Genomic DNA, 25,467 nt, shown 5'->3' with positions numbered 1-25,467 from the left:
TTCAACCCGCTTCTCGCCTGGACTTCGTCCTACACCCGGATTGCCAGCCTCAAGCCGCCCCAGTGGCGTCCATTGACGAAGATGGGTGCCGAAATATCCTTCATCAGCACGAACTGGCCGCCGCCCATGTCGCGACGATAGGTCTGCAGCAGGAAGGGCTCGGTGTTGCGGCCAGCAGCAAGGCCGACTCGGTCGTTGAACATACGGCGGTTGCGGCAGTTCGCCGTGTTCCACTCCACGTCACCGGGACGCTGCGAATGGGAAAACTTGCGATTGTGAGTCGGCAGGTAACCGTTTTCATCGACACAAGCGCAGAATGCCACGCGATCGTCGCTCGCTGCGGCTTTCTCCTGTATTGGCGGCAGGATAGCGTCAGTCAGTTCGGTGAAGCGCGTCATATACTGCACCGGTTCCGACCCGCGGATCGGCTGGTACTGTCGGTCGAAGAGCGCTGCCATATCGATGCGACCAGAGCGGACGGCTGCCTCGAAGGCCGCCGAGACCTCGGCGGCCACGGACATGGCTGCTCGGATATAGGGTGTATCGGGCGTTTCCGTACCCGCGCTCGCCGTCGCCTGGATGATGCGCTCGGAAATTGCGACCACCTCGCCCACCCGGCCTGACGTATCCTGCAGCTTGTCGTTCGACTTCAGGATAGCCGCTGCGGCCGCCGCGATCGAGCCCGCGAATTCGTTGCATTGCCGGTCGACGGCCTCGGTCGTTCCCGCCAGCGAGGAGGCACTGTCGAGGATCTGGGACATGACGTCCTCGACGCCCTTGAAGGAGCCCTGTACTTCCGTGGCCGTGGACTTCACGCCCTCGGCAGAGACACGCGCCTGATCCCCCGCCGCAACGAGCGCATCGATACGAGCCCCCAGCTGCTCGAGGGTGGACTGGATGGACGCCGTGGTTTGGGAGGTCTGCAGGGAAAGCGCCCGAACCTCGGCGGCAACGACGGCGAAGCCCTTGCCGGCGTCGCCGGCCCTGGCCGCTTCGATCGCCGCGTTCAGCGCAAGAAGATTGGTCTGCCGCGCAATGGTACCGATCGCATCGGCCAACCGGCCGACATCGGCAAGGGCAGTGGAAAAGGATTTGATTTCCTGGCCGATTTCCTGGGAGGCCGTGACCATGTGATCTATAGCGACGACCGAGCCGGTCAGCTGCTGCGCCTGTTCGCCGAGTACCTTCCGGGCGCTGGCAGCCAGCTTGTCAGTTTCCCCAAGAGACCGGGCAATATCTGCATTCGCCTCGGCAATCGCCTCGGCGGCCTGCGTCAGGCGCGAAAGCAGACTTGCATGTTCCGACGATTGGGCCGCCGTGTCCTGGATTGTGCCGGCAATATCGACGAGATGGAGCCCGAGGTCGGAGGCTTCGAGCGCCAGTCTTGCTACGACGGCCTGAAGCTGGTCAGCATCGACGACCGCCTCGGCGGGCGGTTCATTCTCATCAAGAATCTGCGCAATAGCACCCACCGTCACCTCCCGGATATCGGGAGATAATCGCGCGGCAGGATTAACAAAGCGTGTAGATGCCTAATTGATGAGCGGCTGGCGCCAACTGCTCATCAGAGCTGGTCAAAGGCTTTCGGATCAATGCCGAGGATAGCCAGGTCACGCTTGGCCGGCCTGCGATGGTTCTCGACGGCGTTCGATGCATTGACAGCCGCACCGAAGACAGCGAAGGCGCGACCGAGGAAGCCGCCCGGGACTTTCTTGCGTTGGTTCAACATGATGTGCTCCTTATGTTGCCCAGAATGTGGGGCCATCACCGCAATTGTGCAACGCACAAGAGAGCATCTGAGCCATGCAGGCGGAGCATGGCTTTAGGCGAACCGGCAAGCTTGCGCCTCCACCGGGGGGCTTGCTATCGCTTCTTCTTCACTGGAGATATCGTCTTGAGCATCACCATTTACGGCATCAAGAACTGCGACACGATGAAGAAGGCCCGTAACTGGCTCGACGGCAAGAACGTCGCCTACCGGTTTCATGACTACAAGGCAGAAGGCATCGATCGCGGCAAGCTGGAGCATTGGATCGATGCGGTCGGCTGGGAGACGGTGCTGAACCGCGCCGGCACGACGTTCCGCAAGCTGGACGAGGCGGCGAAGGCCGCCCTGGACCGGGACAAGGCAATTGCCCTGATGCTGGAGCAACCATCAATGATCAAGCGGCCGGTGCTGGAGATCGACGGCAAGATCATCGTCGGCTTCAAGCCGGAGGTCTACGAGGCGCAGATCTGACTACTCCGCCTTGAGGGCTGCCGAGAGACGAAGTGGCTTCAAATTTCGCTTCGCAGGCCCTATCTGTGGGCGACCTCCCGAAGACAGGATAGTGAGCCGATGAACATTCATTCCGAGATCAGCAGCAGCGTCGACCCGGTCAGGCTCGAAAAGCTGGCGGAGGTGGCCGTCAAGGTCGGCCTGCAATTGCAGCGCGACCAGGATCTCGTCATGACGGCCCCGCTCGCCGCTCTGCCGCTGGTGCGGCTCATCACCAAGCATGCTTATTTGACCGGCGCCGGTCTCGTGACAACCTTCTATTCGGATGAGGAGACGACGCTCGCCCGCTACGCCCACGCCCCGGATGCAAGCTTCGACAAGGCCTCCGGCTGGCTCTACGAAGGCATGGCGAAGGCCTATGCCAATGGCGCCGCGCGGCTCGCCATCGCCGGCGACAACCCGCTGCTGCTTGCCAGCCAGGATCCCGCCAAGGTTGCACGGGCAAACAAGGCCAATTCGATGGCCTACAAGCCGGCACTCGAGAAGATCTCGAACTTCGACATCAACTGGAACATCGTCTCCTATCCCAACCCCTCTTGGGCGAAGATCGTCTTCCCGGGCGTGCCCGAGGAGGAGGCGGTGAGAAGGCTTGCCGAGGCGATCTTCGCCGCATCGCGCGTCGATGTCGCCGATCCGATCACCGCTTGGGCGGAGCACAACGCCAATCTGAAGAAGCGCTCGGGCTGGTTGAACGGCGAACGCTTCTCCGCCCTCCACTTCACCGGTCCCGGCACCGACCTGACCGTGGGGCTCGCCGACGGTCACGAATGGCATGGCGGCGCATCGGTGGCCAGGAACGGCGTGACCTGCAACCCGAACATCCCGACCGAGGAGGTCTTTACCACCCCGCACGCCCTGAAGGTCGAGGGCCATGTATCCTCGACGAAGCCGCTATCCCACCAGGGCACGCTGATCGACAACATCCAGGTCAGGTTCGAGGGCGGGCGTATAGTCGAAGCCAAGGCTTCGAGGGGCGAGGAAGTGTTGAACAAGGTGCTCGACACCGATGAAGGTGCCAGGCGTCTTGGCGAAGTGGCGCTGGTGCCGCACTCCTCGCCAATCTCGGCGAGCGGCATCCTCTTCTACAACACGCTCTTCGACGAGAATGCGTCCTGCCACATCGCGCTCGGCCAGTGCTATTCGAAGTGCTTCCTTGACGGCGCCACGCTCAGTCAGGAGCAGATCGCGGCACAAGGCGGCAATTCGAGCCTCATCCACATCGACTGGATGATCGGCTCGGACAAGATCGACATCGACGGCATCAAGGCCGACGGCGCGCGCGTGCCGGTGATGCGCAAGGGTGAGTGGGCCTGAGCGTCGGTTTGCGGCCGGAAATCATCGCCGGCCGGTCGTCGGTCACCGATAGTAAATGACCTTGCCGCCATTGGCTGCCGCCTGTACCCACAGCACGTTGTGGACCGCAATATCGCGGCGCGCCAGCGCGTCCAGCAGCGAAGCGTCGCCCATGACGATCTGCTGGGCGATCCGCATCCGCGCCGGGATGAGGAAGTAGGACGGATGGCGTTCGTCTTCCGAACGACCCTCGGAGACCGAGATGGCCGTAACCCCGTCATTGTAGATTCGGCCGAACAGGAAGACGGAAACATCGCTCTGCCCGGCATTGGTCGGGCCAGCAATCGAAGCACCCATCAGGATGCCAATGGCAGCGGCAAGCAGGTTCCTTTTCATCGCGCACTCCCGAGAGGTCAGCAGGCGGACAGGACCGCCCTCTCCTCTTTACCTAGGCCAGCGCAGACAAATTTTAAGTGGTCGGGGGCCTGCGGCCCTCAGAACAGGCTACCCTGTTTCGGCGGCTCCCCGGGTAGTGCCGTCCTGGCGGCAGGGCGCTTGCGGGCAGTCTCTGCGCCCGGTGGCGAGGCGGGAGGGCTGTCCCCGCATGCGACCGTGTTGATCCGCTCGTCCGCAAACTCGATCTCCAGGAACTGTCCGGCCGATACGTCCGCAGCGCGCGTCAGCGGCCGGTCTCCGGCATCACGCACCACCGCGTAGCCACGTTTCAGCACGTTCTTGTAGGAGAGCGATTGCAGGACGCGATCCTGCCCCGTCACGAGGCCGCGGTTGCGTATCAGGGCATAGGAAACCGCGGTATCCGCCTGGCGCATCAGGGCGGTCAGGTGCTGACGCTCGCGCTGCAGCTGGCCCGCCAGTCGCGCCGGCAATGCGCCAAGCGCGGTGGCGGCTTTCGCGACGCGGCTATGCTCCTTCAGCATGTGCCGCTCGAGGCAGCGCTCCTTGCGCAGGACCTGCTCGCCGATGAAGCGGCGTCGCTCCGACACACGGTTTGCCAGAATCTCGAGACGCAGCCCCGCCGTTGCCTGATCGAGGCTGCGACGCTTAATAACCGTAGTGCGCTCGAGGCCGCGGCCAAGACCGGCAGCCGCCTCGTCGAAGCGACGGCGCGGGAGCGCGAGCAACTGATCGAGGGACGGCAGCGCACGAACGAGCGCGCGGACCGACTGGCGGCGATGTTCCATGTGCCGGCTGGCGCAGCCCCGCAGTCGCGCCGAAAGGCTCGCGACCTGCGCGTCCAGTTCCGCCTTCACCGGGACCGCCATTTCGGCGGCACCCGTGGGTGTCGGCGCCCGCATATCGGCGGCGTGATCGATCAGCGTCCAATCCGTCTCATGGCCAACCGCGGAGATGAGCGGGATCCGGCTTTCCGCTGCGGCGCGCACGACGGCTTCGTCATTGAAGCCCCAGAGGTCTTCGAGGCTGCCGCCGCCGCGCGCGACGATCAGCACGTCCGGACGCTTCACAGGCCCGTCCATCGGTATGTCATTGAAGCCCCGGATTGCCGAAGCCACCTCGTCACCGGAACCTTCGCCCTGCACCTTCACCGGCCAGACGATCACGCGAACCGGGAAGCGGTCGGTGATGCGGTGCAGGATGTCGCGAATGACAGCGCCGGTCGGCGAGGTCACGACACCGATGACCTGCGGCATGAAAGGCAAGGGGCGCTTGCGGGCCTGATCGAAAAGGCCTTCCTCCGCCAGGCGGCGGCGCCGTTCCTCCAGGAGCGCCATCAGCGCGCCGGCGCCGGCCGGCTCCATGTTTTCGATAACGATCTGATATTTCGACGAGCCAGGGAAGGTCGTCACCTTGCCGGTGGCGATGACCTCCATCCCCTCTTCCGGCTTGAACCGAAGGCGGGGGAAGGTTCCCTTCCAGATGACCGCATCGATCCGCGCCCTATCATCCTTCAGGCAGAAATAGGCATGGCCAGAGGAATGCTGTCCGCGATAGCCGGAAATCTCGCCCCGGACGCGAACATGGTCGAAGGCGGTCTCGACCGTCCGCTTGATCGAACCGGACAGTTCCGAAACCGTGACCTCGAGAAGATTTGTCTGCGAATCCCTGGCGGCAAAAGTGTTCATGCCTCCTTTTACAGGAAGGCGGCCAGCATTTCACCTGCCCGATGCGGGGATGTCGAAGCCGCATCCTCGCGCCGGTAGCGACTGATGGCCGGCCCGCCTCTGCGATCGCACAGCAGCTAACCCGTTGAGGCGGCGACATCCTTTCACTCAAGGCGTTTGACGGCAGCCGAAAAACGTCATGTCGAGTCATCCCCGCGGGAATGCATGGCCCGACAATGGCTGCAGAACCCACGGAGACGTCACATGCCCGATCGCTTTGCCAATGTCCAAACCTCCTTGTCCGGCCCCGCCTCCTCCGGCTTTGCCATCACGCCCAATGATGCAGCAGACCTGCCGGAAACCACACGCGCGATCTATGTCGGCAGCGGGGGTGATCTCTGCCTCCGCATGCTCTCCGGCGAAACCCTCACATTCTCCGGGATTTCGCCGGCGAGCCTCTTGCCCGTCCGCGCCACGCGCATCCTGGCGACAGGCACGACGGCCGGTAACCTGGTGGGGCTGGTGTGATGGTATCGTTCTCGATCGGCCTGAACATGGCTGCAGTCAGGACCGCCGGCACGACGCTGGCCTTGGGCAAGGGCGGCAGTGCAGCGTCTCGCCTTCTCAACCTCATCCAGAGTGATGTCGGAACGGCACTGATCTGGGACTATGCCAGGACTGACCGCCGCTTCGCCAATCCAACCGGAGGCGCCAATCCCGCGGCGTCCGGTGATGTCGTCGGGCTGGACATGGACTGGTCCAGCCACGGCACGAGGACCTATGCGCAAGTCTTTGCGGAAGGCGGGTACGCCGGACCTTCGGCCGTTCCCGGCAATCACGCGACCCAGGCCACCGGCGCAGCAAAGCCGAAATGGCAGACGGGTCCGAAGCCCTTCCTGCTCTACGACGGTGTGGACGATATGACGAACGTGCCGGGCCTGGTCCCTGGCGCTTCCGGAACGATCGTCTCGGCTTTCCGGGCAACTGCCGGCATTGCCGCGACGCAGGCAATGATTGCCGGCGGGACCTTCTCGGGCAACAAGCGGTGTCGTCTGGCCTTAACGGCGACCGGCCTTCCATCCTTTGTTTTCAATGACCAGATCATCAGTCTTCCCGGCTCGTCCGATATCCGCGGCACGGATGTGGTGATGATCCAGACATGGGGAAGCGGGCGCCGCCGCTGCTACCTCAGCACTTACTCCGACCCGCTCGTCATCGACGAAGCACGGGTGGCAAACATGGATGGCGCGGGGAGTAGCTACAAGATCGGCTCTCTGGAAGGTGGGGCTTCCGACTTCTTCAGCGGACGCATCTACGGCACGTTGATCCGCTCGGTCGAGACAACCGACGCCGACATTCGCAACATCGTCGTTCCCGCCTTCAGAAACCTCTATTCAGAATAGCACGCATGGACGCAACCTCTCGGCTCGTCACACATCAACGGATGGCAACCTCATCATGACACTCGTCAACGTCGACAAGCAGCATGGTGACGGCTTCAGCGTCAAAGCGGATACTGCCTACCGCAACCTGCAGATGATGAAGGGGCCGCGCTTGCGCCTGTCCGGCCCGCGTCTAGTTTCGACACGGGTTCGCCTTCCGCTTTCGTGAGCCCTAAACCATTCTCGTCAACCCTGCATGACAGTTTTTGGGCGCGTCCTAATATAAGCTCAATGACGAAGCGTTTTCGGAACTATCTCTGGGCATTGGCGATCAGCCTCATACTATGGATCGCGATCATACTAATTTTGGCGGTCGTGCTCTGACCCCTGCGCCTTAGCTGCTGCCCGGTTTGTCCTCATGCCGCTCACCGCCCAATCTGCATGACGCGTCGCTAGCAGGTGTTTGACGAGTGAAGCCATACCCCTTCATCCTCTCAGCGAACCGCTGCCACTTGGTAAACGATAAAGCCGTCACCCTCCCCCGTACGTCCGATCGGCGCCAAGTAGGTCGGGACGTCGCCCCGCGCGAGCGCAGCATAGAGGCCATCCGGCTTCATTCGGATCAGCGACCGTGTCTGCGGGTCACCCGCACAGAAGGCAAGCAGCTTGACGCCGGCGCCGCGCAGGAAGGCTTCGCTCTCGGCCGGCAGGGCGAGCCCGATGTGCAGTTCCGTCAGCATGCCACCCTGGTTGCGATGGTAGGGCGCCGCAAGCACCCGGTGGGCGGTGTAGCGCAGGATTTCGGCGCCGCTGTTCGAGGGTGCGGCCACGACGCCGGGCTCCAGGCCCGCCAGAAGCGGCAGCCCGTCCTCTGCCGAGCATTCCCCCGGGACCGGTCGGGCGCCGCTGTCCTGGGTGAGCGTCTCCATGCCGAGCGATCCTTCGGCGTTGTGGTCGATCAACGCACCCGCCAGCGCCCAGACGGCCGGCACCGCCATCAGGACCGTCATCACATAGGCGAAGGCCGCATTTGGGCTTTCCGGGTCCGCCTGCGAGCCGCGCCGGAGGTCGGCGATCAGGAGCGCCAGCGGCAGGATTGCCAGCATGTTAGCAAAGAAGAACCCGCGCACCTGCACGAGAGCGACCATCCAGCTTGCCGCGATCAGCAGCAGGAGGACGACATGCGCCTCCCGATCCTGGTTCTGCAGGATACGGAAAAGGCAGACCATGGCGGCGAAGAAGCCGACGGCATAGTAACCGCCGAGCGCATGGGGATCGCGGATTACGATGCCGACGATGGACTGCGCCTCGGTGACAGCGTCCAGCCACAGCGTCACCAGCATGGGATCGAGGTTGGCCAAGGGGCTGCCCAGGCATTGCGGGGCGATCAGCAGGGCGGCTGCAGCGAGTGCTACGGCGATGCCCGCAGCGGCAACGAGACGGCCGCGGATGCCGTGATCGACGGGCAGATAGGTCGCGCCCGCCATGAGCGTACCGCCCATGGCGGCAAGGGCATAGAAGCCGAGCGAGAGGCTGTCGCATGTCACCACGCCGTAGCGGGCGGGCGGAATGGTCAGCAGGAAGGCCGCAGTGATCCCCAGTGCAAGGGAAACCCCGAAGGCGCGGGCCGGTCGGGACATCGCGTCGCCGTGCCAGATCCATTGAAGCGCGACGCAGAGGCAAGCGACCGCCACCACCGGCACCGTCTCCGCCCCGATTGCGATCGCAAGCGCGGCAGCCGCCCCGGCCACGACATAGCTCCGCGCGCTGCGGTCAGGATCGACGAGCATGGCCGCAATCCACACCACCAGGACCGACTGGATGTTGTGGTGGTCGATCGAGCCGGGGTGGAAGCGGATATTGGTGAAGGCGAAAAGGCTGGCGAGGCCGAGTGCAATATTCATCGCCGCCGGCCCCGAAAGGCGTCCAGCGGCTAGCCCGATCGGGTAGAGGAGGCAGGGGATGAGCAGGAGTGGCCAGGTGGTGAGCGCCAGGGCTTCTGCCTGATCCTGCGGCAGGACCAGCATTCCCATCCGGATCAATGCCGCGATCGGCAGGTCCACGAGCCGCGACCAGTGCATCAAGGTGCCACCCTCGAGGCCCAGCCGGTACTGCATGAGGTCGAACCAGCCCTGCCCCGCGAGAAGGTCCCTCACCTGTACCAGGCGCATCACATCGTCATTGTCGGGGCCGACATAGTCCGTTGCGGAGGGGACGAACATCGCCAGCATGAAGGCGATCGTTACCAGCGCGTAGAGGAGACTGAGCAGCCCGGGACGCCCCGACAGTGGCCGGCGTTCAGGCTGTGCTTGCTGCAAATGTGCGGCCGCGGCGTCTGGCATCGGCTTCCGGCGTCTTGTTTTCTCGGCGGAAACCTAGCCTTAACCTTCCCAAGAAATAGTAAAGCCGCCGCGCCGGACGAACCTGCGCCGATTTTCCGGGTAGCGAGTGAAAATCATGACCGTCAGTTCCGTCGACATCGCGATCCTTCTCCCCTGTTACAATGAGGCAGCCACGATCGGCGACGTGGTGCTCGGCTTCCGCGCCGCTCTGCCGGCGGCGCGCATCTATGTCTACGACAACAATTCCACAGACGGGACGGCATTGAAGGCGATGCTCGCCGGCGCCCATGTGGTGCGTGAACGGCGGCAGGGCAAAGGCCATGTCGTCCGGCGCATGTTCGCAGACATCGACGCCGACATCTACATCATGGCCGATGGCGACGGCACCTATGCTCCCGCCGACGCAGAGGAGCTTGTACGCACGCTGTTGACCGAGAGGGCCGATATGGTCGTCGGCACCCGCCGGGGTGTGCTTGCGGACGCGGGGCGTCAAGGCCACGCGGCGGGCAACCGCCTCTTCAACCTTCTCTACCAGACGATCTTCGGCCGCGATTTTACCGACATCTTCTCCGGCTACCGCGCCTTTTCCCGCCGTTTCGTGAAGAGCTTCCCGGCAGTCTCCGGCGGATTCGAGATCGAAACCGAGATGTCGGTCCATGCTTCGCGGCTCAAGCTGCCGGTCAGCGAGATCGAGCTGCATTACGGGCGTCGGCCCGAGGGCTCGCATTCGAAACTGTCGACCTTCCGCGATGGCAGTCGCATCCTCTGGATGTTCGCCATGCTGATGAAGGAAACGCGTCCGTTCGTCTTCTTCGGGCTGATCAGCGGCGCAGTCCTGGCCGCAAGCATCGCCTTCATGCTGCCGGTCCTGGCGGAGTACTTCCACACCGGCTTCGTCAGCCGTGTGCCGACCTGGATTCTGTCGATGGCGCTGATGATGGTGTCGCTGCTCGTCTTTACGGCGGGGCTCATCCTCGACTCGCTCTCGAGGGCCCGCAACGAACAGCTTCGGCTTTCCTATATCAGCCAGCCCGGCATCGTCAGCACGACCTCGCGGGACGCGGAAGCCGTCTCGCCGGGCAAAACATCGCGCCGCGCCGACGCCGCATGAGAAGGCTTGTCTGGTTCGTGATCGCCGGCGGAACCGGGTTCGCGATCGATGCAGGGCTGACGCATTTCCTGATCGCGTTCACGCCAATGAGCCCGTTCCTCGCCCGTATTCCGGCGATCATGACGGCGATGGCGGCCACTTGGTTCTTCAACCGGAGTTTCACCTTCGGTCGGTCGTCCTCGTCGCTCGCGGCAGAAGGCTTCCGCTACTGGGCGGTCGGCGTCACCGCAGCGCTTCTGAACTACGCCGTCTACTCGGCGCTGATCTACCGCTTGCCCATACAGCCGGTAGCGGCGATCGTCTTTGCCTCGATCGCCGCCATGGCCTACAGTTTCTTCGGCTATTCGCGCTTCGTCTTTGGACGCTGACGTCTAGACCTTTTCCCATCCGTCATGGCTGCTGGCCCGATAGATTGCATCGATGAAGCGCTGGTTCTTCACCGAATTCTCAAGCGTCACCACCTCGGATTTCTCACCAGCGACGGCGCGTGCAAACGCCTCGGCCTGGCGCCGGTACTGACGGCTGTCCTGGAAGCGGAAGATCTGTGACTCGGTGTGCTTCTGGTTGGTAAGTTCGATCTCCTCGGCACCCCAGCGCTCGGCATTGAAGGGCGACTTCACTTCGATATAGCCCTCGGTTCCGTGGAAGACCATGACCTGCCGGTTTGCCATCTGAGTGGCCACATAGAAGCTCATCTCGAAATCGCCGAAGTCCGCCTTGACGCTCGAATAGATGTCCGTGCCAAACTCGGCATCCCGCTCCGTGACAGCCTGCACCCGCAGAGGCTCGCGACCGGTGGCGAAGCGGGTCGTGATCGCGGGGTAGACGCCGATATCGGGTAACGCACCGCCGCCGAGCTCGGGGATATTGCGCATATTGCCGGCGTCGCGATTAAAATAGGTGAAAGCCCCCTGGACGTGACGCAGTCGGCCGATCGCTCCTTCGGCGATCAACTCGCGAACCTTCAGCCAGACCGGTGCATAGGTCACCATGAAGGCTTCGGCGATCAGCACTCTGTTGCGGTCCCGCGCCGCGATCAGCGCATCGATATCGTCGGCCTTGAGCGCAATGGGCTTTTCGCACAGCACGTGCTTGCCGGCATCGGCGGCCTTGATAGACCATTCCACATGCTGGCTCGTTGGTAGCGGGATATAGACCGCGTCGATCACGTCCGAAGCCAGCATCTCCTCGTAGGAACCGAAGGCGTGCGGCACCGAGAACCGAGCGGCCATCTCCCGGGCCTTGCCGAGATCGCGACTGGCGACGGCGGTGACGACGCAGTTCTCCGCATCCTGCAGCGACAACACGACGATGTCCCGACCGATCTTTGCCGTCGACAGAATTCCGAAACGCAACATCGTCATCTCCTCGCTTGATTTACCGGCGCACCATAGGGGCGCAAACGGGCGGTTGCAACGATGCCGTAGGGGATGAGACGGCGCAGATGCTCCCTGCACGATCAGCACGACGGCGCTGGCACAAAAGCCGTCGCCGCTTGTTCTACACCTCATCAGGAGGTGCATCATGACCAAGGACCAGAAGATCACGGGCGGCATGAACGACAGGCCGCAGAAGGATACGATAGCTCAATCCGGAGCGGGCATCCCGGACGACAGCAGCCGGCCGATCGAGGCAGACGATGCAACGCTCGGACGTGCTCGCGCAAACCTTTCCGGCGGCAGTGCGCGAGAGCGATTGAAGGAAGAGGTCCAGGAAGAGATCGAGAAGCCGCAACGGGGCTCTGCCTGACGGCAGCCTCGGGTTGATCGCTCTCCTCAGCGGAACCGTTCGCAGCAGAGAACGTTAGGTGAACACCACAAGCCGAGAGGGTGAGATGGTCGATCAACACAATCCCAAGCTGGACGCGGATCCGAACTCGAATACGGAGAAGGACCCCGAGGACTGGGTGACGGGCGACGAGCCTATGACCGGTGCCCAGACCTCCTACCTGAAAACATTGACCGAACAGGCGCATGAGCCGGACGCATTCGCGGATGATCTTACCAAGGCGGAGGCATCGAAACGCATCGATGCCCTGAAGGGGAAGCTCAAGCTTTAGCTTAACCCGCGGTCCTCCAGGCAGGAAAATTCTCATAGAAGCTCAAGTGGTCACCTTCATGGTTGGCCATTCCCGGCTTCGTCAGCACACCGCGGGGCTCGGCATAACTCATGATCCGTCGCGCGGGCCTCTCGTGCCACTGGATGTTGAAGGCCCACAGCTTCGGGAAGAAACAGAGCGAGGCGTAGGGCAGGTGGTCGTGGATCCACCAGGCCATCTTCCGCCAGTCACCCTCCTCATGGCAATGATCGATCAGCCAGGGCACAACGATGCAGGCGGTCGCGCCCATGCATCCCTCCGCGTCGCGCATGTCCCAGATATGGTCCGCCGCCGAGGCGGCGTTGGTCGAGCAGTTGAGGCCATGTCTGTTGCCGAACTCGTTGACCGCCGCCGAACGGTAGCCGGATCGCAGGTGAAGGCGTCCGAACGTCGCCTGGAGCGGCTCCAGCAAGTCTTCGCAGAGCCGCCTGCCTGACTCGATCGCCAGATCCGGATCGTCTGGCAGGTTCGCTATGCCATGGACGGCGGCGATCTCGGAAAACAGGAAGTCGCGGAAGAAGAAGTTCCTCGACAGCCTGACGCGCCCGAGATCCTCCAGCCCCTTCATCGAATTCGGCTTGCGCATTCCTGCCTCATGAAAAAGCCAGTCCCGGAAGGAACAGGCTATCTCGCAAGATGGCAAGGTACCACCCGATACCGGTCAGGGCGTCAGGCCCGTAGCGTGCCGCCCGTGCTCTTCTCGACATTGCCGACGATCTTGGCCGTCAATGCCTCGAAGTCCTCGTCCGTCAGCGTCCGCTCGACCGGCTGGATCAGCACTTCGATGGCGACGGACTTGCGGCCCTCGCCGAGAGAGGCGCCTTCGAAGATATCGAAGACGTTGACACCGGTGATCAGCTTGCGGTCGGCGCTGGCGGCCGCCTTGATGATGGCACCAGCCTCGACAGTGCTGTCGACCACGAAGGCGAAGTCGCGCTTCACCACCTGGAAGGGCGACAGCTCCAGCGGTGGCTTGGTGCGGGTCGCCTTCTTCTTCGGTTCAGGCATGGCGTCGAGATAGACTTCGAAGCCGCACAGCGCGCCGGAGACATCGAGAGCTCCCAATGTCTTGGGATGGAACTCACCGAAGTGGCCGAGCACCACCTTCGGGCCCATCTTGATCGTTCCGGAACGGCCGGGGTGGTACCAGGCTGGCGCACCCTTCTCGACCTGGACATTGCCCATCGGCAGGCCACAGGCTTCCAGTACGGCGAGCGCATCGGCCTTGGCGTCGAAGACATCGACCGGCTTGCCGCCGCCCTTCGTCGCGTTCGACCAGAGGCGACCGGCGCCGTTGATCGACGCCGTACCGCGACGCACGCCGCCGGCGACGCGGCGCTGACCTTCGGGCGCATCGCTCTCGTAGGTACCGGACACCTCGAAGATCGCCACGTCGCCATAGCCCTTGTCGGCATTGCGCTGTGCGGCCGTCAGCAGGCCGGGCAACAGCGATGGCCGCATGTCCGACATGTCCGAGGCAATCGGGTTGGCAAGCTTGAGGCTCGCCGCACCACCGCCGAAAAGCCTCGCGTGCTCTTCCGAAATGAAGGACCACGTAACCGCCTCCAGCATACCGCGCGCAGCCAGGGCCCGGCGGGCCGTGCGGCTGCGGACCTGCAGCGTGGTCAGGATTCGACCGTTGACCGAACCGAGATTGTCGATCGGCTCGGGCAGGATCTGGTCGACGCCATGGATGCGCATCACCTCTTCCACGAGGTCGGCCTTGCCGTCGATGTCCGGGCGCCAGGAGGGCACGGTGACCGACAGGCGGCTGCCTTCGCCCTTCACGCCGAAACCCAGTCGCGCGAGGATTTCCCGGCTTTCCTCCGACGAGACGTCGAGACCCGTCAGGCGCTTGACCTCCGAAGTCGGGAAGTCGATCACCTTCGGTTGGTACCCTTTGTAACCCACGACCTTGGCCTCGGCCGCCGTACCGCCGCAGAGCTGCAGGACCAGTTCGGTCGTGCGCTCCAGCCCCGGCACCATGTATTCCGGATCGACGCCGCGCTCGAAGCGGTAGCGCGCATCGGTAATGATGCCGAGCGAGCGGCCGGTCTTGGCGATATTGATCGGGTCCCAGAGCGCCGATTCGATCAGCACGTTAGTCGTGTTCTCGTCGCAGCCGGAATGCTCGCCGCCCATCACGCCGCCGATCGACTCGACGCCGTTCTCGTCAGCGATCACCACATTGTTCGGCGTCAGCGTGTATTCCCGCTGGTCGAGTGCAAGGACCGTCTCGCCCTGGAGCGCGCGGCGGACGGTCAGCCCGCCCTTGACCTTGGCTGCGTCGAAGACGTGCATCGGGCGGCCCTGGTCGAAAGTCATGTAGTTGGTGATATCGACCAAAGCGTTGATCGGGCGAAGGCCGATCGCCTTCAGCCGCTGCTGCATCCAGACCGGGCTCGGGCCGTTTTTCACACCGCGCACGAGCCGCAGGCCGAAGCCCGGGCAGAGACGCTCATCGTCGAGGATGATCTTCAGGTCGACGGAAGTCTCGCCCTCCGTCTTGAAGGCCGGCTTGGCGTGCTGCTTCAGGGTGCCTAGGCCGGAGGCTGCCAGATCGCGGGCAATGCCGTAGATCGACGTGCAATCCGGGCGGTTCGGTGTCAGGTTGATCTCGACGACCGGATCATCGAGGCCGGCATAGCTCGCAAACGGACTTCCCACGGGCGCATCCACCGGCAGGTCGATGATGCCCTCGTGGTTGTCCGACATGTCGAGCTCCTTCTCGGAACACATCATGCCGTGGCTTTCGACCCCGCGGATATTGCCTACCGACAGCGTCACGTCGATGCCGGGGACATAGCTGCCGGGCCGGGCCAGGGCACCGACCAGGCCTGCCCGCGCGTTTGGTGCGCCACAGACGACCTGCACCGGCTTGCCGTCGCCGGCATCGACCATCAGCACCTTCAGCCGGTCGGCCGACGGGTGTTTCTCGGCAGAGAGGACCTTGGCAATCACGAAGGGCTTGTAGGCAGCCTTGTCGTCGACGTCCTCGACCTCGAGGCCGATCGCGGTCAGGCGCTCGCAGATCTCGTCGAGGGTGGCGTTGGTCTCAAGGTGATCCTTGAGCCAGGAGAGTGTGAATTTCATGTGTCTGTCCCTCCCTTCAAGCGCTCAGGCCGCCGAACAGCGTCGGCATGTCGAGCGGGCGGAAGCCGTAGTGGTTCATCCAGCGGACGTCGGCGTTGAAGAAGTCGCGCAGGTCCGGCATGCCGTATTTCAGCATGGCGATGCGATCGAGCCCCATGCCCCAGGCAAATCCCTGGTACTCGTCGGGATCAAGTCCGCCGGCGCGCAGCACGTTCGGGTGGACCATGCCGCAGCCGAGGATTTCCATCCAGTCGGAACCCTCGCCGAACTTCACGATAGGGCCGGAGCGGTCGCACTGGATGTCGACCTCGAAGCTCGGTTCGGTGAACGGGAAGAAGGACGGGCGGAAGCGCATCGTCACGCTGTCGACCTCGAAGAAGGCCTTGCAGAACTCTTCGAGGATCCAGCGCATGTGACCGACATGGCTCTTTTTGTCGACGACCAGCCCCTCGACCTGGTGGAACATCGGGGAATGGGTTGCGTCCGAGTCTTGCCGGTAAGTCTTGCCAGGAATGACAATGCGGATCGGCGGCTTCTGCGCTTCCATGGTCCGCACCTGTACCGGCGACGTGTGGGTGCGCAGCACCTTGCGCTCGCCCTTCTCGTCCGCATGGAAGAAGAAGGTGTCGTGCATCTCGCGGGCCGGATGGCCTTCCGGGAAATTCAGCGCCGTGAAGTTGTAGTAGTCTGTCTCGATATCTGGCCCTTCGGCAATCGAGAAGCCCATGTCGGCGAAGACGGCGGTGATCTCGTCGACGATCTGGCTGATCGGGTGGATGCGACCGCGCTCGGCCGGCGAGGACCGCACCGGCAGCGAGACATCCACGGTCTCCGCCTTCAGCCGCGCCTCGATCGCCGCATCCTTCAGCACCGTCTTGCGCGCATTGATCGCTTCGGTGATCTCGTTCTTCAGCGCGTTGATCGCGGCCCCGCGCGTCTGGCGCTCTTCGGCGCTCATGGCGCCCAGCGTCTTCAGCAGTTCGGAGACCGACCCCTTCTTGCCCAGCGCATTGACACGAACGGCCTCGATCGCCGCCTCGTCGCCGGCTGCGGTGATCTCCGCCAGGAGCGATGTTTTCAGGTTTTCCAGATCGGACATGGTTTCTTCCGTGTGATGCTCGGCGTCGTTGTTAACGTCGCGTCGTGACGGGCAAAAGAAAAACCCGCGCCAGCCCAAACCAGCGCGGGTTTCCCAAAAACTATGAAGCTAAAGAGCCTGGGAAGCGCTGGTTAACGAACCGCGCTTTCAAACTCGTTGGCCGTGCCTGCATCCTTGAGGTACTCGAGAGCCTTCTTGGAAGCCTCGACGAGGGCACCGAAGGCAGCCGGCTCATGGATCGCCATGTCGGACAGGACCTTGCGGTCGACTTCGATGCCGGCCTTGTTCAGGCCGTCGATGAAGCGGCCGTAGGTGAGGCCGGATTCGCGGACGGCTGCGTTGATACGCTGGATCCACAGGGCGCGGAAGTTGCGCTTCTTAACCCGACGGTCGCGGGTGGCATACTGGCGCGAACGGTCGACCGCGGCCTTTGCGGCGCGGATGGTGTTCTTGCGGCGGCCGTAGAAGCCCTTGGCGGCCTTGAGGGTCTTGGTGTGCTTGGCGCGGGACGTTACGCCACGTTTTACGCGTGCCATGTCATGATCTCCTTAAATGATCCAAATAGCGAAAGGGTCTCAGAGACCGTTCGGCAGGTAGTTCTTGACGACCTTCTTGCCATCTGGTTCGGCAAGGACCATCGTGCCGCGTGCATCGCGGATGAACTTGTTGGACCGCTTGATCATTCCGTGGCGCTTACCAGCAGCGGCCGCGAGGACCTTGCCGGAAGCCGTGATCTTGAACCGCTTCTTGGCGGAGGATTTCGTCTTCATCTTGGGCATTTTGCTACTCCATTCTTCTTGTGAAGCCAGCTGACGAGGCCAGCTTCAAGCATATTAAGAACGGCCTCGGCATGCCCTGCCGGACCGTTCGGACGCGCGCTTATACCCGCAGTCGGGAAAAAGCGCAACGGCATTGGCGAAAGGTTTTGCCGCCGGATTCAAGCCCTCTGCTAAGGCTCCCCGGCGTGGGGACCGGCGCTCAACGCGGCGCCAGCACCATCATCATCTGGCGACCTTCGAGCTTCGGCTCGGCCTCGACCTTGGCGATTTCCGCCGTGTCTTCCTTGACCTGCTGCAGGAGCTTGAGACCAAGTTCCTGGTGCGCCATCTCGCGGCCACGGAAGCGCAGCGTCACACGGACCTTGTCGCCATCCTCGAAGAAACGGTTGATCGCCTTCATCTTCACCTCATAGTCATGGGTGTCGATGTTCGGGCGCATCTTGATTTCCTTGATCTCGACGATCTTCTGCTTCTTGCGCGCTTCTGCAGCCTTCTTCTGGTTGGCGTATTTCAGCTTGCCCAGATCGAGGATCTTGCATACCGGCGGATCATTGTTCGGAGAGATCTCGACAAGGTCCAGGCCGGCGTCTTCCGCCATCCTCAACGCTTCGTCTGTCGCAACGGGGCCGAGGTTGTTTCCATCGGCGTCGATAAGCTGAACCCTAGGAACCCGGATTTCCCGGTTTGAGCGCGGCCCTTCCTTGACGGGGGCATCGGCTTTGAACGGTCTGCGAATGGTCGTATTCTCCTTGGCTGTTTCCCTAGAACGCCGCAAATCCGCTGAAATCGCGGAATCGTCGGCAATGTCGTGATCACGACGGCGAAGTCAATAGCATAGCTTTTCGAAAAAATCACCCGCTGCCCGCGGGACGGGAATCAGGTTTATAAAGCGCCAACACATAAGGAAGTCCCATGCCAGAAGCTTACGAGATCAAGCCGCCGCAGTCCAAGTCCGTCCTTGTCGGTCCTCCCGGTTCGACGCGGGACATTGCGATCCTTCATCGCCCGGCGGAGACCAGGCCCGAGGTACCCGCACTCGTGTGGCTCGGTGGCTACCGCTCGGACATGAGCGGCACCAAGGCGATCGAGATGGACGCTTTGGCGGCGGAATGCGGCTCTGAAGCGATCCGCTTCGATTACTCCGGCCATGGAGCGTCGGGCGGCGAGTTTCGTGACGGCACGATTTCCCGCTGGCTGGAGGAGGCGCTTGCCGTGCTCGACGCTTTGAAGCCCACGCGGGTTGTCCTCGTCGGCTCGTCCATGGGAGGATGGATCGCGCTACTCTTGGCACGCGAGTTGCGCCGCCGCGGCAGCCCCGCGCTTGACGGCCTCGCCCTCATCGCTCCGGCTCCCGATTTCACGTCTGAACTCATCGAGCCCCACCTGACCGAGGATCAGCGCCAGGCACTGGAAGACACCGGCTACTTCGAGGAGCCTTCGGAATACAGCCCGGAACCGAACATCTACACCCGCGCCCTGCTCGAGGACGGGCGAGCGAATCAGGTCCTGACGGGAATCATCGAGACCGGCTGCCCGGTGCATATCCTGCAGGGAATGGCGGATCCGGACGTGCCTTACAAGCATGCCCTGACGCTGATGGAGCACCTTCCCGCAGACGACGTTGTCCTGACGCTGATCCGCGACGGCGACCACCGCCTGTCCCGCCCGCAGGACCTCGACAAACTGCGCTCGGCACTCGCGACCCTCATAAATTGTGATTAATAATTAAGCTGATACTCAAATGCATCACCCTTAACCATAATCACTATGAGAATGAATCCCTAAAAGTTGATCGATTGACAGTCCGACCCGCCCCGACTTAACGTTTTGTTAAGACTTGAAGGGACGGGTCCATGAGAATTGCCTTGAAGGCACAGCTGATTGCTGTGATCCTCGCATCTATACTTGCGCCGACGTCAGCCGCGGTGCCGGCGCCGCGCTCTCAGGCGCATATGGTGACAGGGGACGTGACGTCCCAGCCGATCGGGCATTATGAGTTCTGCCGCCAGAACCCTGGCGAATGCAACACGCGGCTCGCTTCCAGCCCGGCTCCAAAGCTGACCCCCAATGGGTGGGCGATCGTCAAGAACATCAACCAGTCGGTCAATTCGCGGATCAAGGCGATGACGGACAGGGATATCTACGGTCGCGAAGAAGTTTGGGTCTATCCGAAGGACGTCGGTGACTGCGAGGATTATGCGCTGCTGAAGCGGCGTGAGCTCGCCGCCAAGGGCTTCTCGCTTTCGGACCTTCTCATCACCGTCGTCCGCAAGCCGGATGGCGAAGGACATGCCGTCCTGACGGTCCGCACCGCGCAGGGCGACTTCATCCTCGACAACCTTGATCCGGACGTGAAGCTCTGGAACGAGACCTCCTACACCTACCTGAAGCGGCAGGCATCCTTCAGCACCGGCCGCTGGGTCAGCATCGAGAACGGCAGCGACGTCGTCGTCGGCGCCCTGCGCTGAACCCGGTCCTCATCCGACAGAAAAGCGGGCTAGGCCCGCTTTTTTTGTGTCCGCTTGCTATCCATGTCCGATGATGATGCCGGCCGCCAGCACTAGCGATCCTCCGAGCACCACCTGCATCACCGCCCGCATGAAGGGCGTTTCCATGTAACGGTTCTGGATGAAGGCAATTGCCCAAAGCTCCACGAAGACGACAATGCCGGCGAGAATGGTTGCAGTCCAGAAATGCGGGATCAGGTAGGGCAGCGCATGTCCGAGACCCCCAATCGCGGTCATGATGCCCGAAGCGAGGCCCCGCTTCACGGGTGAGCCGCGTCCGGAAATCTTGCCGTCGTCATGGGCGGCTTCGGTGAATCCCATGGAAATACCGGCACCGACCGAAGCCGAAAGGCCGATGAGGAAGGTCGACCAGGTGTCCTGCGTGGCGAAGGCGGCGGCGAAGATCGGCGCCAGCGTGGAGACCGATCCGTCCATCAGTCCTGCCAGTCCCGGCTGAACATAGGTCAGGATGAACTGGCGATGCGCGGTCGCGTCTTCCTCTTCCCGCTCCCCCTCGCCGACATGCTTTTCCGTAAGAGCCTGGGCAATTTCCTCATGGCCCTGTTCCGCGAGCGCAAGGTCACCGAGAAGCCGTCGTGTCGAGGCATCGCTCACCCGCTTTGCCGCTTCGGTGTAGAAGCGAAAGGCCTGCTTCTCCATTGCACGCGCCTGATCGCGGATTGTCTCGAGCGCCAGGTTGCGAACGAGCCAGTCAGGCCGCCGGGCATAGAAGCCGCGAACGTGTTCGCGGCGGATGAGCGGGATGTCTTCGCCGAAACGGGAGCGGAACATCTCGATCAGCATGTTCTTGTGGGTCTGCTCCACGTCGGCCATGTCCTCGAACACCTTCGCGGAGGCCGGATATCGCTCACGAAGGTTGTCGGCATAGGCCTTGTAGATGCGGGCATCCTCCTCCTCCGCACCGATTGCCAGGGCGAGGATTTCTTCTTCGCTGAGAGAATCAAAGGAGCGGCGTGACGAAAGTGCGTAGGGAAGAAGGGTAGCAAACATTGAAAACCTCTTTTAGAATTATTCTAATCTAAGGCATTTCGATAAGAGGTTCAACCTCAGGGCGCAGCCAGAACAGGAGGCGCCGACGCAACAATCGCAATTTGGTGACCCGGCTTTACGCAATCATCGACCTGTCGGGCTTGCCGTTCGGGAAATGATCGCCGTACAAGGCCGAAAGCTGCGGCCTCGGCCGCGCGCTCTATTCAGAAAGGCATTCTCCCATGAACCGCAGAAACTTCATCCGTCAGGCCGGCACGGCCGGCATCCTCGCCGGCTCGGCGGCTACACTTGCCACCCCCGCGATCGCCCAGGAAAATCCCAAGATCACGTGGCGGATGACATCCTCCTTCACGAAGGGCCTCGACATCCTTTTCGGTGCGGCGGAAATCGTCGCGGAGCACGTTCGCGAAGCATCGAATGGCAATTTCGTGATCCAGCACTTTGCGGGCGGCGAAATCGTCCCGGCGCTGCAGGCGGCAGATGCCGTCAGTTCCGGCACGGTCGAAATGGCCCATACGTGCGCCTACTATTATGTCGGCAAAGATCCAACCTTCGCGCTCGGTACCGCTGTCCCATTCGGCCTCAACGCACGCCAGACCAATGCCTGGTTCAACCAGGCCGGCGGCAATGAACTGCTCAACGAATTCCTGTCCGGCTACAACATCCACTCCATCCTGCTCGGCAATACCGGCGCCCAGATGGGCGGCTGGTTCCGGAAGGAAATCAACACGATCGAAGACCTCAAGGGCCTGAAGATGCGCATTGCCGGCCTCACCGGCCAGGTCATGAGCAAGGTTGGCGTCACGCCGCAGCAGATCGCCGGCGGCGATGTCTATGCCGCACTTGAGAAGGGCACGATCGACGCAACGGAGTTCGTCGGACCGTATGACGACCAGAAACTCGGCTTCCACAAGGTCGCGAAGTACTACTACTATCCGGCGTGGTGGGAAGGCGGCCCGGCCGTCCACGCGTTCGTGAATCTCGAAAAGTGGAACAGCCTGCCGGACAACTACAAGCGTATCCTGCAAGATGCCTGCGCTGCCGGCAGCGCCAGCATGCTGGAGCGCTACGATGCCCGCAATCCGCTTGCCCTGAAGGAACTGGTGGCTGCCGGCGCGATCCTGCGACCCTTCAGCCAGGAAATCCTGGACGCCAGCTACAAGGCGGCGCAGGAAACCTATGCCGAGATCTCGGCGAGCAACCCGGCCTTCAAGAAGATCTACGACAGCCAGCAGGCGTTCAAGAAGGACGCCTACCTCTGGGCGCAGATCGCCGAGTACAGCTACGACACCTTCATGATGATCCAGCAGCGCAACGGCACGCTCTGACTCCATGCAATGGGAGAGCCCGATCCAGGGCTCTCCCACATTCTAGCAGCGACGGGATGGCCGCCACACCGGATCCCGCTTGCGGCCGCCGGATTCTGAGCCTTAACTAACGGGCGAACCGGCCATCATTTGTCACCAGGAGAACACCCATGGACCGCAGAAGATTCTTGAGACAGGCCGCAACGGCCGGCGCGGGCGCCGCAACGGCCGCCACGCTTGCCGCCCCGGCCATCGCCCAGGAGCAGCCGCAGATCACCTGGCGGCTCACCTCGTCATTCCCGAAGAACCTCGACATCATCTTCGGCGCCGCCAACGAGATCGCCGACAGTGTCAAGAACGCGACCGATGGCCGGTTCACCATTCAGGTGTTCGCTGCCGGCGAGATCGTCCCGGGCCTCCAGGCCGCCGATGCCGTTGCCAATGGCACGGTCGAAATGGCCCATACCTGCTCCTACTACTACATCGGCCAGGATCCGGCCTTTGCGCTCGGAACTGCCATACCGTTCGGCCTGAATGCGCGCATGACCAATGCGTGGTTCGAGACGGGCGGTACGGACATGATCAACGAGTTCCTGGCTCCGCGGAACCTCTACGCGCTGCCCGCGGGCAACAGCGGCACCCAGATGGGCGGCTGGTTCCGCAAGGAAATCAATACGATCGACGATCTCAAGGGTCTGAAGATGCGGATCGCCGGCCTTGCCGGGCAGATCATGACGAAGGTGGGCGTCACGCCGCAGCAGATCGCGGCCGGCGACGTTTATCCGGCTCTGGAGAAGGGTACGATCGACGCAACGGAATTCGTCGGACCGTATGACGACCAGAAGCTCGGCTTCCACAAGGTCGCCAAGTACTACTACTATCCCGCCTGGTGGGAAGGCGGCCCGGCCATGCATGCCTTCTTCAACCTGGACAAGTGGAACGGCCTGCCGAAGAGCTATCAGCAGATCCTCGCCAATGCCTGTGCCTCCGCCAACAACAAGATGCTGGCCAATTACGACGCGCAGAATGCAACGGCCCTCAAGCAACTGGTCGCCGAAGGCGCCATCCTCAAGCCCTTCAGCCAGGAGGTGATGGAAGCCTGCTACAAGGCGGCCATGGAGACCTATGCGGAGCTTTCGGAAAAGAGCCCCGACTTCAAGAAGCTCTATGACAGCCAATTGGCCTTCAAGAAGGACGCCTACCTCTGGGCTCAGGTGGCGGAGTACAGTTTCGACACTTTCATGATGATCCAGCAACGCAATGGTGCGCTGTAGGCCTCAGGCAGCCCCCTCGGCGCAGAACCCGAAGCCCCGCCAAGTGCGGGGCTTTTTTTATTATTAGGTAACGCTACTTTTCGGCCACATTCGTGGGAACGCCAAGCCCCCTCATCCGTTCTGTGCATACCACACCGGAGAGACTTCATGGCATACCACCACCCCCCGCGCCAGGCCAAGGGCGGCCTCGGCACCGCTGTCCTTTTCATGCTCCTCGTCATTGCCGGCGGCAGCTTCGTCGCGGCAACGATGGACGATGGCCCATCCGCGCCGCGCGTCTATCTCGCCAAGGACCTGAACGCTGCCGTGGTCCGCTAAGACCTCCCGCTCCGATACCCCGTGACATTCCCCAAATAGAGGAGCCCCGCACATGGCGGGGCCCGAAACTCTTGGATTGGGCTGCCTAGGCAGCGCCCGTATTCGGGCGGTTGCGCCCGACATTGGAGTTGCTGGACGCTGTCTTGCCGTCCGGCTCCTGACCGTAATAGGTCCCACCCAGATGTCCGCCGGCACTGGTGTTCTCAACCTGCTTCTCGGCGCGCTTGATGGCTTCCTTCACGTCACTCTTCGTCATGCTTCGTCTCCGTCTTTTGAGTTGGTGACCCAGACTCAACCACGGTCAAAGCTCGATGTTCCTTTATTCAGGGCGTCAGGACGACGCACCCGGCAACGCATAGCTACCAATCCGCTTGTAGAACAAGGTGGTGTCGCAGAACCCGCCATCCGGCCACATCGCATATTCCGGTATCATGCCTACCCGCTCCCAACCGAAACGTGGGTAGATGCGTTCCGCCTCGCTGCCGGTGGCCGTATCCAATACCAGCAGTGTGCGGCCGCGTCGCGCCGCCTCGGCCTCCACCGCGTCCATCAGCGGGCGCGATAGGCCGTGGCCGCGGGCCGAACGGTGCACGAGCAGCTTCATCAGGTCGCCGCGATGCGGCTGGTTCGGTTTGGTCGCCAGTCCGACCTGCACCGTGCCGACCACCCTGCCCTCCAGCTCCGCGAGTGCCAGGATCGTCCGACCCACCTCGACCTCCTCGGCGACCTGCCCCCAGTACCCCGTCGCATCCTCGGGCGTGAAGGGAAGCATGAAGCCCAGAGAGGCACCGCCATTGATGCAGTCGGCGAGAACCTCGCAAAGTGCCGGTATGGCTGCGCTTGCTGCATCAGCGTCGGCGATGTGGATCGTCGCCATCGTGTCCTTCCTCTCTTTCCTCACCGTCCGCGGTCGAGGATGACCGCATATCTTGCCGGACTTTGACCGGGATTGTGGAAGTCGAAGGCGTCGCCGAGATCCATGAACAGACAGTCGCCCGGCTGCAGATGGTGCACCGTCTCGCCGATCGTCATCTGCAACTCCCCCTCCAGCAGCCAGACATGCTGGGTCATCGAGCGGCTCTCGGCGCGCGGCGGAAAACTCACCCGGGCGCCCGGCGGAAACTCCACCTCCACGATGTCCACCCGGCTCGGCATGCCCGGCGGGGAAACCGATCGGCGCAGGTAACCCGTATGCGGGTCTCGCCAGAGCCTTTGTTCCTGCTGCCGACTGAGCGGCGACGAGACATCCGTCACCTCGGCAAAAAAGCCGGACAGCGTCATTCCCAGTGCTTCGCACAGCCGCGCCAGCAGCGCTGCCGTCGGGCTTGCCTCTGCCCTTTCGACACGGGAGATCATTGCCCGGCTGACACCGGAGTGTTCCGCGAGTTCGTCCAGGGTCAGCCCCTGCTCTGCCCGCAGGATCCGTACACGCTCGGCAATTGATCGATCGATTGGAACGCTTTCCATTATGAAAGAATGGACGTCTCTTATAAT

General features: G+C 62.6%; 30 protein-coding genes. 14 read left to right on the top strand and 16 right to left on the bottom strand.

Going from position 1 to position 25,467, the window contains the following annotated elements:
• Positions 1–29: 29 nt before the first annotated feature.
• Positions 30–1,472: a methyl-accepting chemotaxis protein gene (locus NT26_RS20205; RefSeq protein WP_052641496.1), complete on the bottom strand. Its 1,443-nt coding sequence runs from the start codon at positions 1,470–1,472 to the stop codon at positions 30–32.
• A gap of 92 nt (positions 1,473–1,564) precedes the next feature.
• Positions 1,565–1,729 (bottom strand): hypothetical protein, encoded by a 165-nt coding sequence (locus NT26_RS23035; protein WP_172974113.1) that lies wholly within the window; start codon positions 1,727–1,729, stop codon positions 1,565–1,567.
• 165 nt (positions 1,730–1,894) lie between these two features.
• Here NT26_RS23035 and NT26_RS20200 point away from each other — a divergent pair, with 165 nt between their 5' ends.
• Positions 1,895–2,239 (top strand): ArsC family reductase, encoded by a 345-nt coding sequence (locus NT26_RS20200; protein WP_052641494.1) that lies wholly within the window; start codon positions 1,895–1,897, stop codon positions 2,237–2,239.
• A 99-nt stretch (positions 2,240–2,338) separates the two neighbouring features.
• Entirely contained in the window at positions 2,339–3,592 is a 1,254-nt protein-coding gene (locus NT26_RS20195; protein WP_052641492.1) for an aminopeptidase, read from the top strand.
• Between the two features lie 42 nt (positions 3,593–3,634).
• Here the strand turns inward: NT26_RS20195 and NT26_RS20190 are convergent, their stop codons facing one another.
• Entirely contained in the window at positions 3,635–3,967 is a 333-nt protein-coding gene (locus NT26_RS20190) for a hypothetical protein (protein WP_052641491.1), read from the bottom strand.
• Between the two features lie 98 nt (positions 3,968–4,065).
• Positions 4,066–5,673 (bottom strand): exodeoxyribonuclease VII large subunit, encoded by a 1,608-nt coding sequence (gene xseA, locus NT26_RS20185; protein ID WP_052641489.1) that lies wholly within the window; start codon positions 5,671–5,673, stop codon positions 4,066–4,068.
• A gap of 243 nt (positions 5,674–5,916) precedes the next feature.
• On the opposite strand from xseA, the gene NT26_RS20180 reads away from it, so the two are divergent.
• From NT26_RS20180 to NT26_RS22875, 3 genes are read left to right on the top strand one after another with little or no spacing between them, the layout of a single operon-like run.
• Positions 5,917–6,180 (top strand): spike base protein, RCAP_Rcc01079 family, encoded by a 264-nt coding sequence (locus NT26_RS20180; protein ID WP_052641486.1) that lies wholly within the window; start codon positions 5,917–5,919, stop codon positions 6,178–6,180.
• The gene (locus NT26_RS20175) at positions 6,180–7,055 is read left to right on the top strand and encodes a hypothetical protein (RefSeq protein WP_052641484.1); all 876 of its coding nucleotides are present in this window, start codon (positions 6,180–6,182) and stop codon (positions 7,053–7,055) included. The genes NT26_RS20180 and NT26_RS20175 overlap by 1 nt, the downstream gene beginning before the upstream one ends.
• 55 nt (positions 7,056–7,110) lie before the next feature.
• Positions 7,111–7,263 (top strand): hypothetical protein, encoded by a 153-nt coding sequence (locus tag NT26_RS22875; RefSeq protein ID WP_156157151.1) that lies wholly within the window; start codon positions 7,111–7,113, stop codon positions 7,261–7,263.
• Positions 7,264–7,528: 265 nt separating this feature from the next.
• Here NT26_RS22875 and NT26_RS20170 read toward each other — a convergent pair whose 3' ends face one another.
• Positions 7,529–9,376, bottom strand: coding sequence for a hypothetical protein (locus tag NT26_RS20170; RefSeq protein WP_052641482.1), 1,848 nt, complete (start codon positions 9,374–9,376; stop codon positions 7,529–7,531).
• Between the two features lie 115 nt (positions 9,377–9,491).
• On the opposite strand from NT26_RS20170, the gene NT26_RS20165 reads away from it, so the two are divergent.
• Positions 9,492–10,487 carry a glycosyltransferase gene (locus tag NT26_RS20165; RefSeq protein ID WP_052641480.1) on the top strand — a complete coding sequence of 332 codons (996 nt, stop codon included), beginning with the start codon at positions 9,492–9,494 and terminating at the stop codon, positions 10,485–10,487.
• A complete protein-coding gene (locus NT26_RS20160) occupies positions 10,484–10,855 on the top strand; it encodes a GtrA family protein (protein WP_052641479.1) in 372 nt (123 codons plus the stop codon). The genes NT26_RS20165 and NT26_RS20160 overlap by 4 nt, the downstream gene beginning before the upstream one ends.
• A gap of 3 nt (positions 10,856–10,858) precedes the next feature.
• Here the strand turns inward: NT26_RS20160 and NT26_RS20155 are convergent, their stop codons facing one another.
• On the bottom strand, positions 10,859–11,845 hold the full coding sequence (locus tag NT26_RS20155; RefSeq protein ID WP_052641475.1) for a Gfo/Idh/MocA family protein: 987 nt from the start codon (positions 11,843–11,845) through the stop codon (positions 10,859–10,861).
• A 166-nt stretch (positions 11,846–12,011) separates the two neighbouring features.
• On the opposite strand from NT26_RS20155, the gene NT26_RS20150 reads away from it, so the two are divergent.
• The gene (locus NT26_RS20150; RefSeq protein WP_052641472.1) at positions 12,012–12,236 is read left to right on the top strand and encodes a hypothetical protein; all 225 of its coding nucleotides are present in this window, start codon (positions 12,012–12,014) and stop codon (positions 12,234–12,236) included.
• Between the two features lie 85 nt (positions 12,237–12,321).
• Complete coding sequence (locus NT26_RS20145) at positions 12,322–12,546, top strand: DUF3072 domain-containing protein (RefSeq protein WP_052641470.1); 225 nt, start codon at positions 12,322–12,324, stop codon at positions 12,544–12,546.
• A gap of 1 nt (position 12,547) precedes the next feature.
• Here NT26_RS20145 and NT26_RS20140 read toward each other — a convergent pair whose 3' ends face one another.
• The 6 genes from NT26_RS20140 to infC all read right to left on the bottom strand — a co-directional run bounded on the left by NT26_RS20140 (position 12,548) and on the right by infC (position 18,292).
• Positions 12,548–13,171, bottom strand: a complete 624-nt coding sequence (locus NT26_RS20140; RefSeq protein WP_052641468.1) for a hypothetical protein — start codon at positions 13,169–13,171, stop codon at positions 12,548–12,550.
• An 83-nt stretch (positions 13,172–13,254) separates the two neighbouring features.
• On the bottom strand, positions 13,255–15,678 hold the full coding sequence (gene pheT / locus NT26_RS20135; RefSeq protein WP_052641465.1) for a phenylalanine--tRNA ligase subunit beta: 2,424 nt from the start codon (positions 15,676–15,678) through the stop codon (positions 13,255–13,257).
• 16 nt (positions 15,679–15,694) lie between these two features.
• Positions 15,695–16,777: a phenylalanine--tRNA ligase subunit alpha gene (gene pheS / locus NT26_RS20130; protein ID WP_052641462.1), complete on the bottom strand. Its 1,083-nt coding sequence runs from the start codon at positions 16,775–16,777 to the stop codon at positions 15,695–15,697.
• 131 nt (positions 16,778–16,908) lie between these two features.
• A complete protein-coding gene (rplT, locus tag NT26_RS20125; RefSeq protein WP_052641460.1) occupies positions 16,909–17,313 on the bottom strand; it encodes a 50S ribosomal protein L20 in 405 nt (134 codons plus the stop codon).
• A 39-nt stretch (positions 17,314–17,352) separates the two neighbouring features.
• The gene (gene rpmI / locus NT26_RS20120; protein WP_052641458.1) at positions 17,353–17,556 is read right to left on the bottom strand and encodes a 50S ribosomal protein L35; all 204 of its coding nucleotides are present in this window, start codon (positions 17,554–17,556) and stop codon (positions 17,353–17,355) included.
• A gap of 199 nt (positions 17,557–17,755) precedes the next feature.
• Entirely contained in the window at positions 17,756–18,292 is a 537-nt protein-coding gene (infC, locus tag NT26_RS20115; RefSeq protein WP_077547933.1) for a translation initiation factor IF-3, read from the bottom strand.
• 176 nt (positions 18,293–18,468) lie between these two features.
• Here infC and NT26_RS20110 point away from each other — a divergent pair, with 176 nt between their 5' ends.
• Positions 18,469–19,278 carry an alpha/beta hydrolase gene (locus NT26_RS20110; RefSeq protein WP_052641454.1) on the top strand — a complete coding sequence of 270 codons (810 nt, stop codon included), beginning with the start codon at positions 18,469–18,471 and terminating at the stop codon, positions 19,276–19,278.
• A gap of 131 nt (positions 19,279–19,409) precedes the next feature.
• Positions 19,410–20,024, top strand: a complete 615-nt coding sequence (locus NT26_RS20105) for a transglutaminase-like cysteine peptidase (RefSeq protein WP_052641452.1) — start codon at positions 19,410–19,412, stop codon at positions 20,022–20,024.
• A gap of 57 nt (positions 20,025–20,081) precedes the next feature.
• Here the strand turns inward: NT26_RS20105 and mbfA are convergent, their stop codons facing one another.
• A complete protein-coding gene (gene mbfA, locus NT26_RS20100; RefSeq protein WP_052641451.1) occupies positions 20,082–21,074 on the bottom strand; it encodes an iron exporter MbfA in 993 nt (330 codons plus the stop codon).
• A gap of 221 nt (positions 21,075–21,295) precedes the next feature.
• Between mbfA and NT26_RS20095 the strand changes: the two genes are divergently transcribed.
• The 3 genes from NT26_RS20095 to NT26_RS22870 all read left to right on the top strand — a co-directional run bounded on the left by NT26_RS20095 (position 21,296) and on the right by NT26_RS22870 (position 23,973).
• Positions 21,296–22,402, top strand: coding sequence for a TRAP transporter substrate-binding protein (locus tag NT26_RS20095; protein ID WP_052641449.1), 1,107 nt, complete (start codon positions 21,296–21,298; stop codon positions 22,400–22,402).
• Between the two features lie 149 nt (positions 22,403–22,551).
• Positions 22,552–23,655, top strand: coding sequence for a TRAP transporter substrate-binding protein (locus NT26_RS20090; protein ID WP_052641447.1), 1,104 nt, complete (start codon positions 22,552–22,554; stop codon positions 23,653–23,655).
• A 147-nt stretch (positions 23,656–23,802) separates the two neighbouring features.
• A complete protein-coding gene (locus NT26_RS22870; RefSeq protein WP_156157150.1) occupies positions 23,803–23,973 on the top strand; it encodes a hypothetical protein in 171 nt (56 codons plus the stop codon).
• An 85-nt stretch (positions 23,974–24,058) separates the two neighbouring features.
• Here the strand turns inward: NT26_RS22870 and NT26_RS23030 are convergent, their stop codons facing one another.
• From NT26_RS23030 to NT26_RS20080, 3 genes are all read right to left on the bottom strand, one after another.
• Positions 24,059–24,229: a hypothetical protein gene (locus NT26_RS23030; RefSeq protein ID WP_172972380.1), complete on the bottom strand. Its 171-nt coding sequence runs from the start codon at positions 24,227–24,229 to the stop codon at positions 24,059–24,061.
• 75 nt (positions 24,230–24,304) lie between these two features.
• Positions 24,305–24,850 (bottom strand): GNAT family N-acetyltransferase, encoded by a 546-nt coding sequence (locus NT26_RS20085; RefSeq protein ID WP_052641445.1) that lies wholly within the window; start codon positions 24,848–24,850, stop codon positions 24,305–24,307.
• 20 nt (positions 24,851–24,870) lie between these two features.
• Complete coding sequence (locus NT26_RS20080) at positions 24,871–25,440, bottom strand: helix-turn-helix domain-containing protein (protein ID WP_052641444.1); 570 nt, start codon at positions 25,438–25,440, stop codon at positions 24,871–24,873.
• Positions 25,441–25,467: the final 27 nt, after the last annotated feature.

Source organism: Pseudorhizobium banfieldiae (assembly GCF_000967425.1).
Taxonomy (GTDB): Bacteria; Pseudomonadota; Alphaproteobacteria; order Rhizobiales; family Rhizobiaceae; genus Neorhizobium; species Neorhizobium banfieldiae.
Note: the sequence above shows the minus strand (reverse complement) of the source record. Positions and strands in the feature narration are given on the sequence as shown.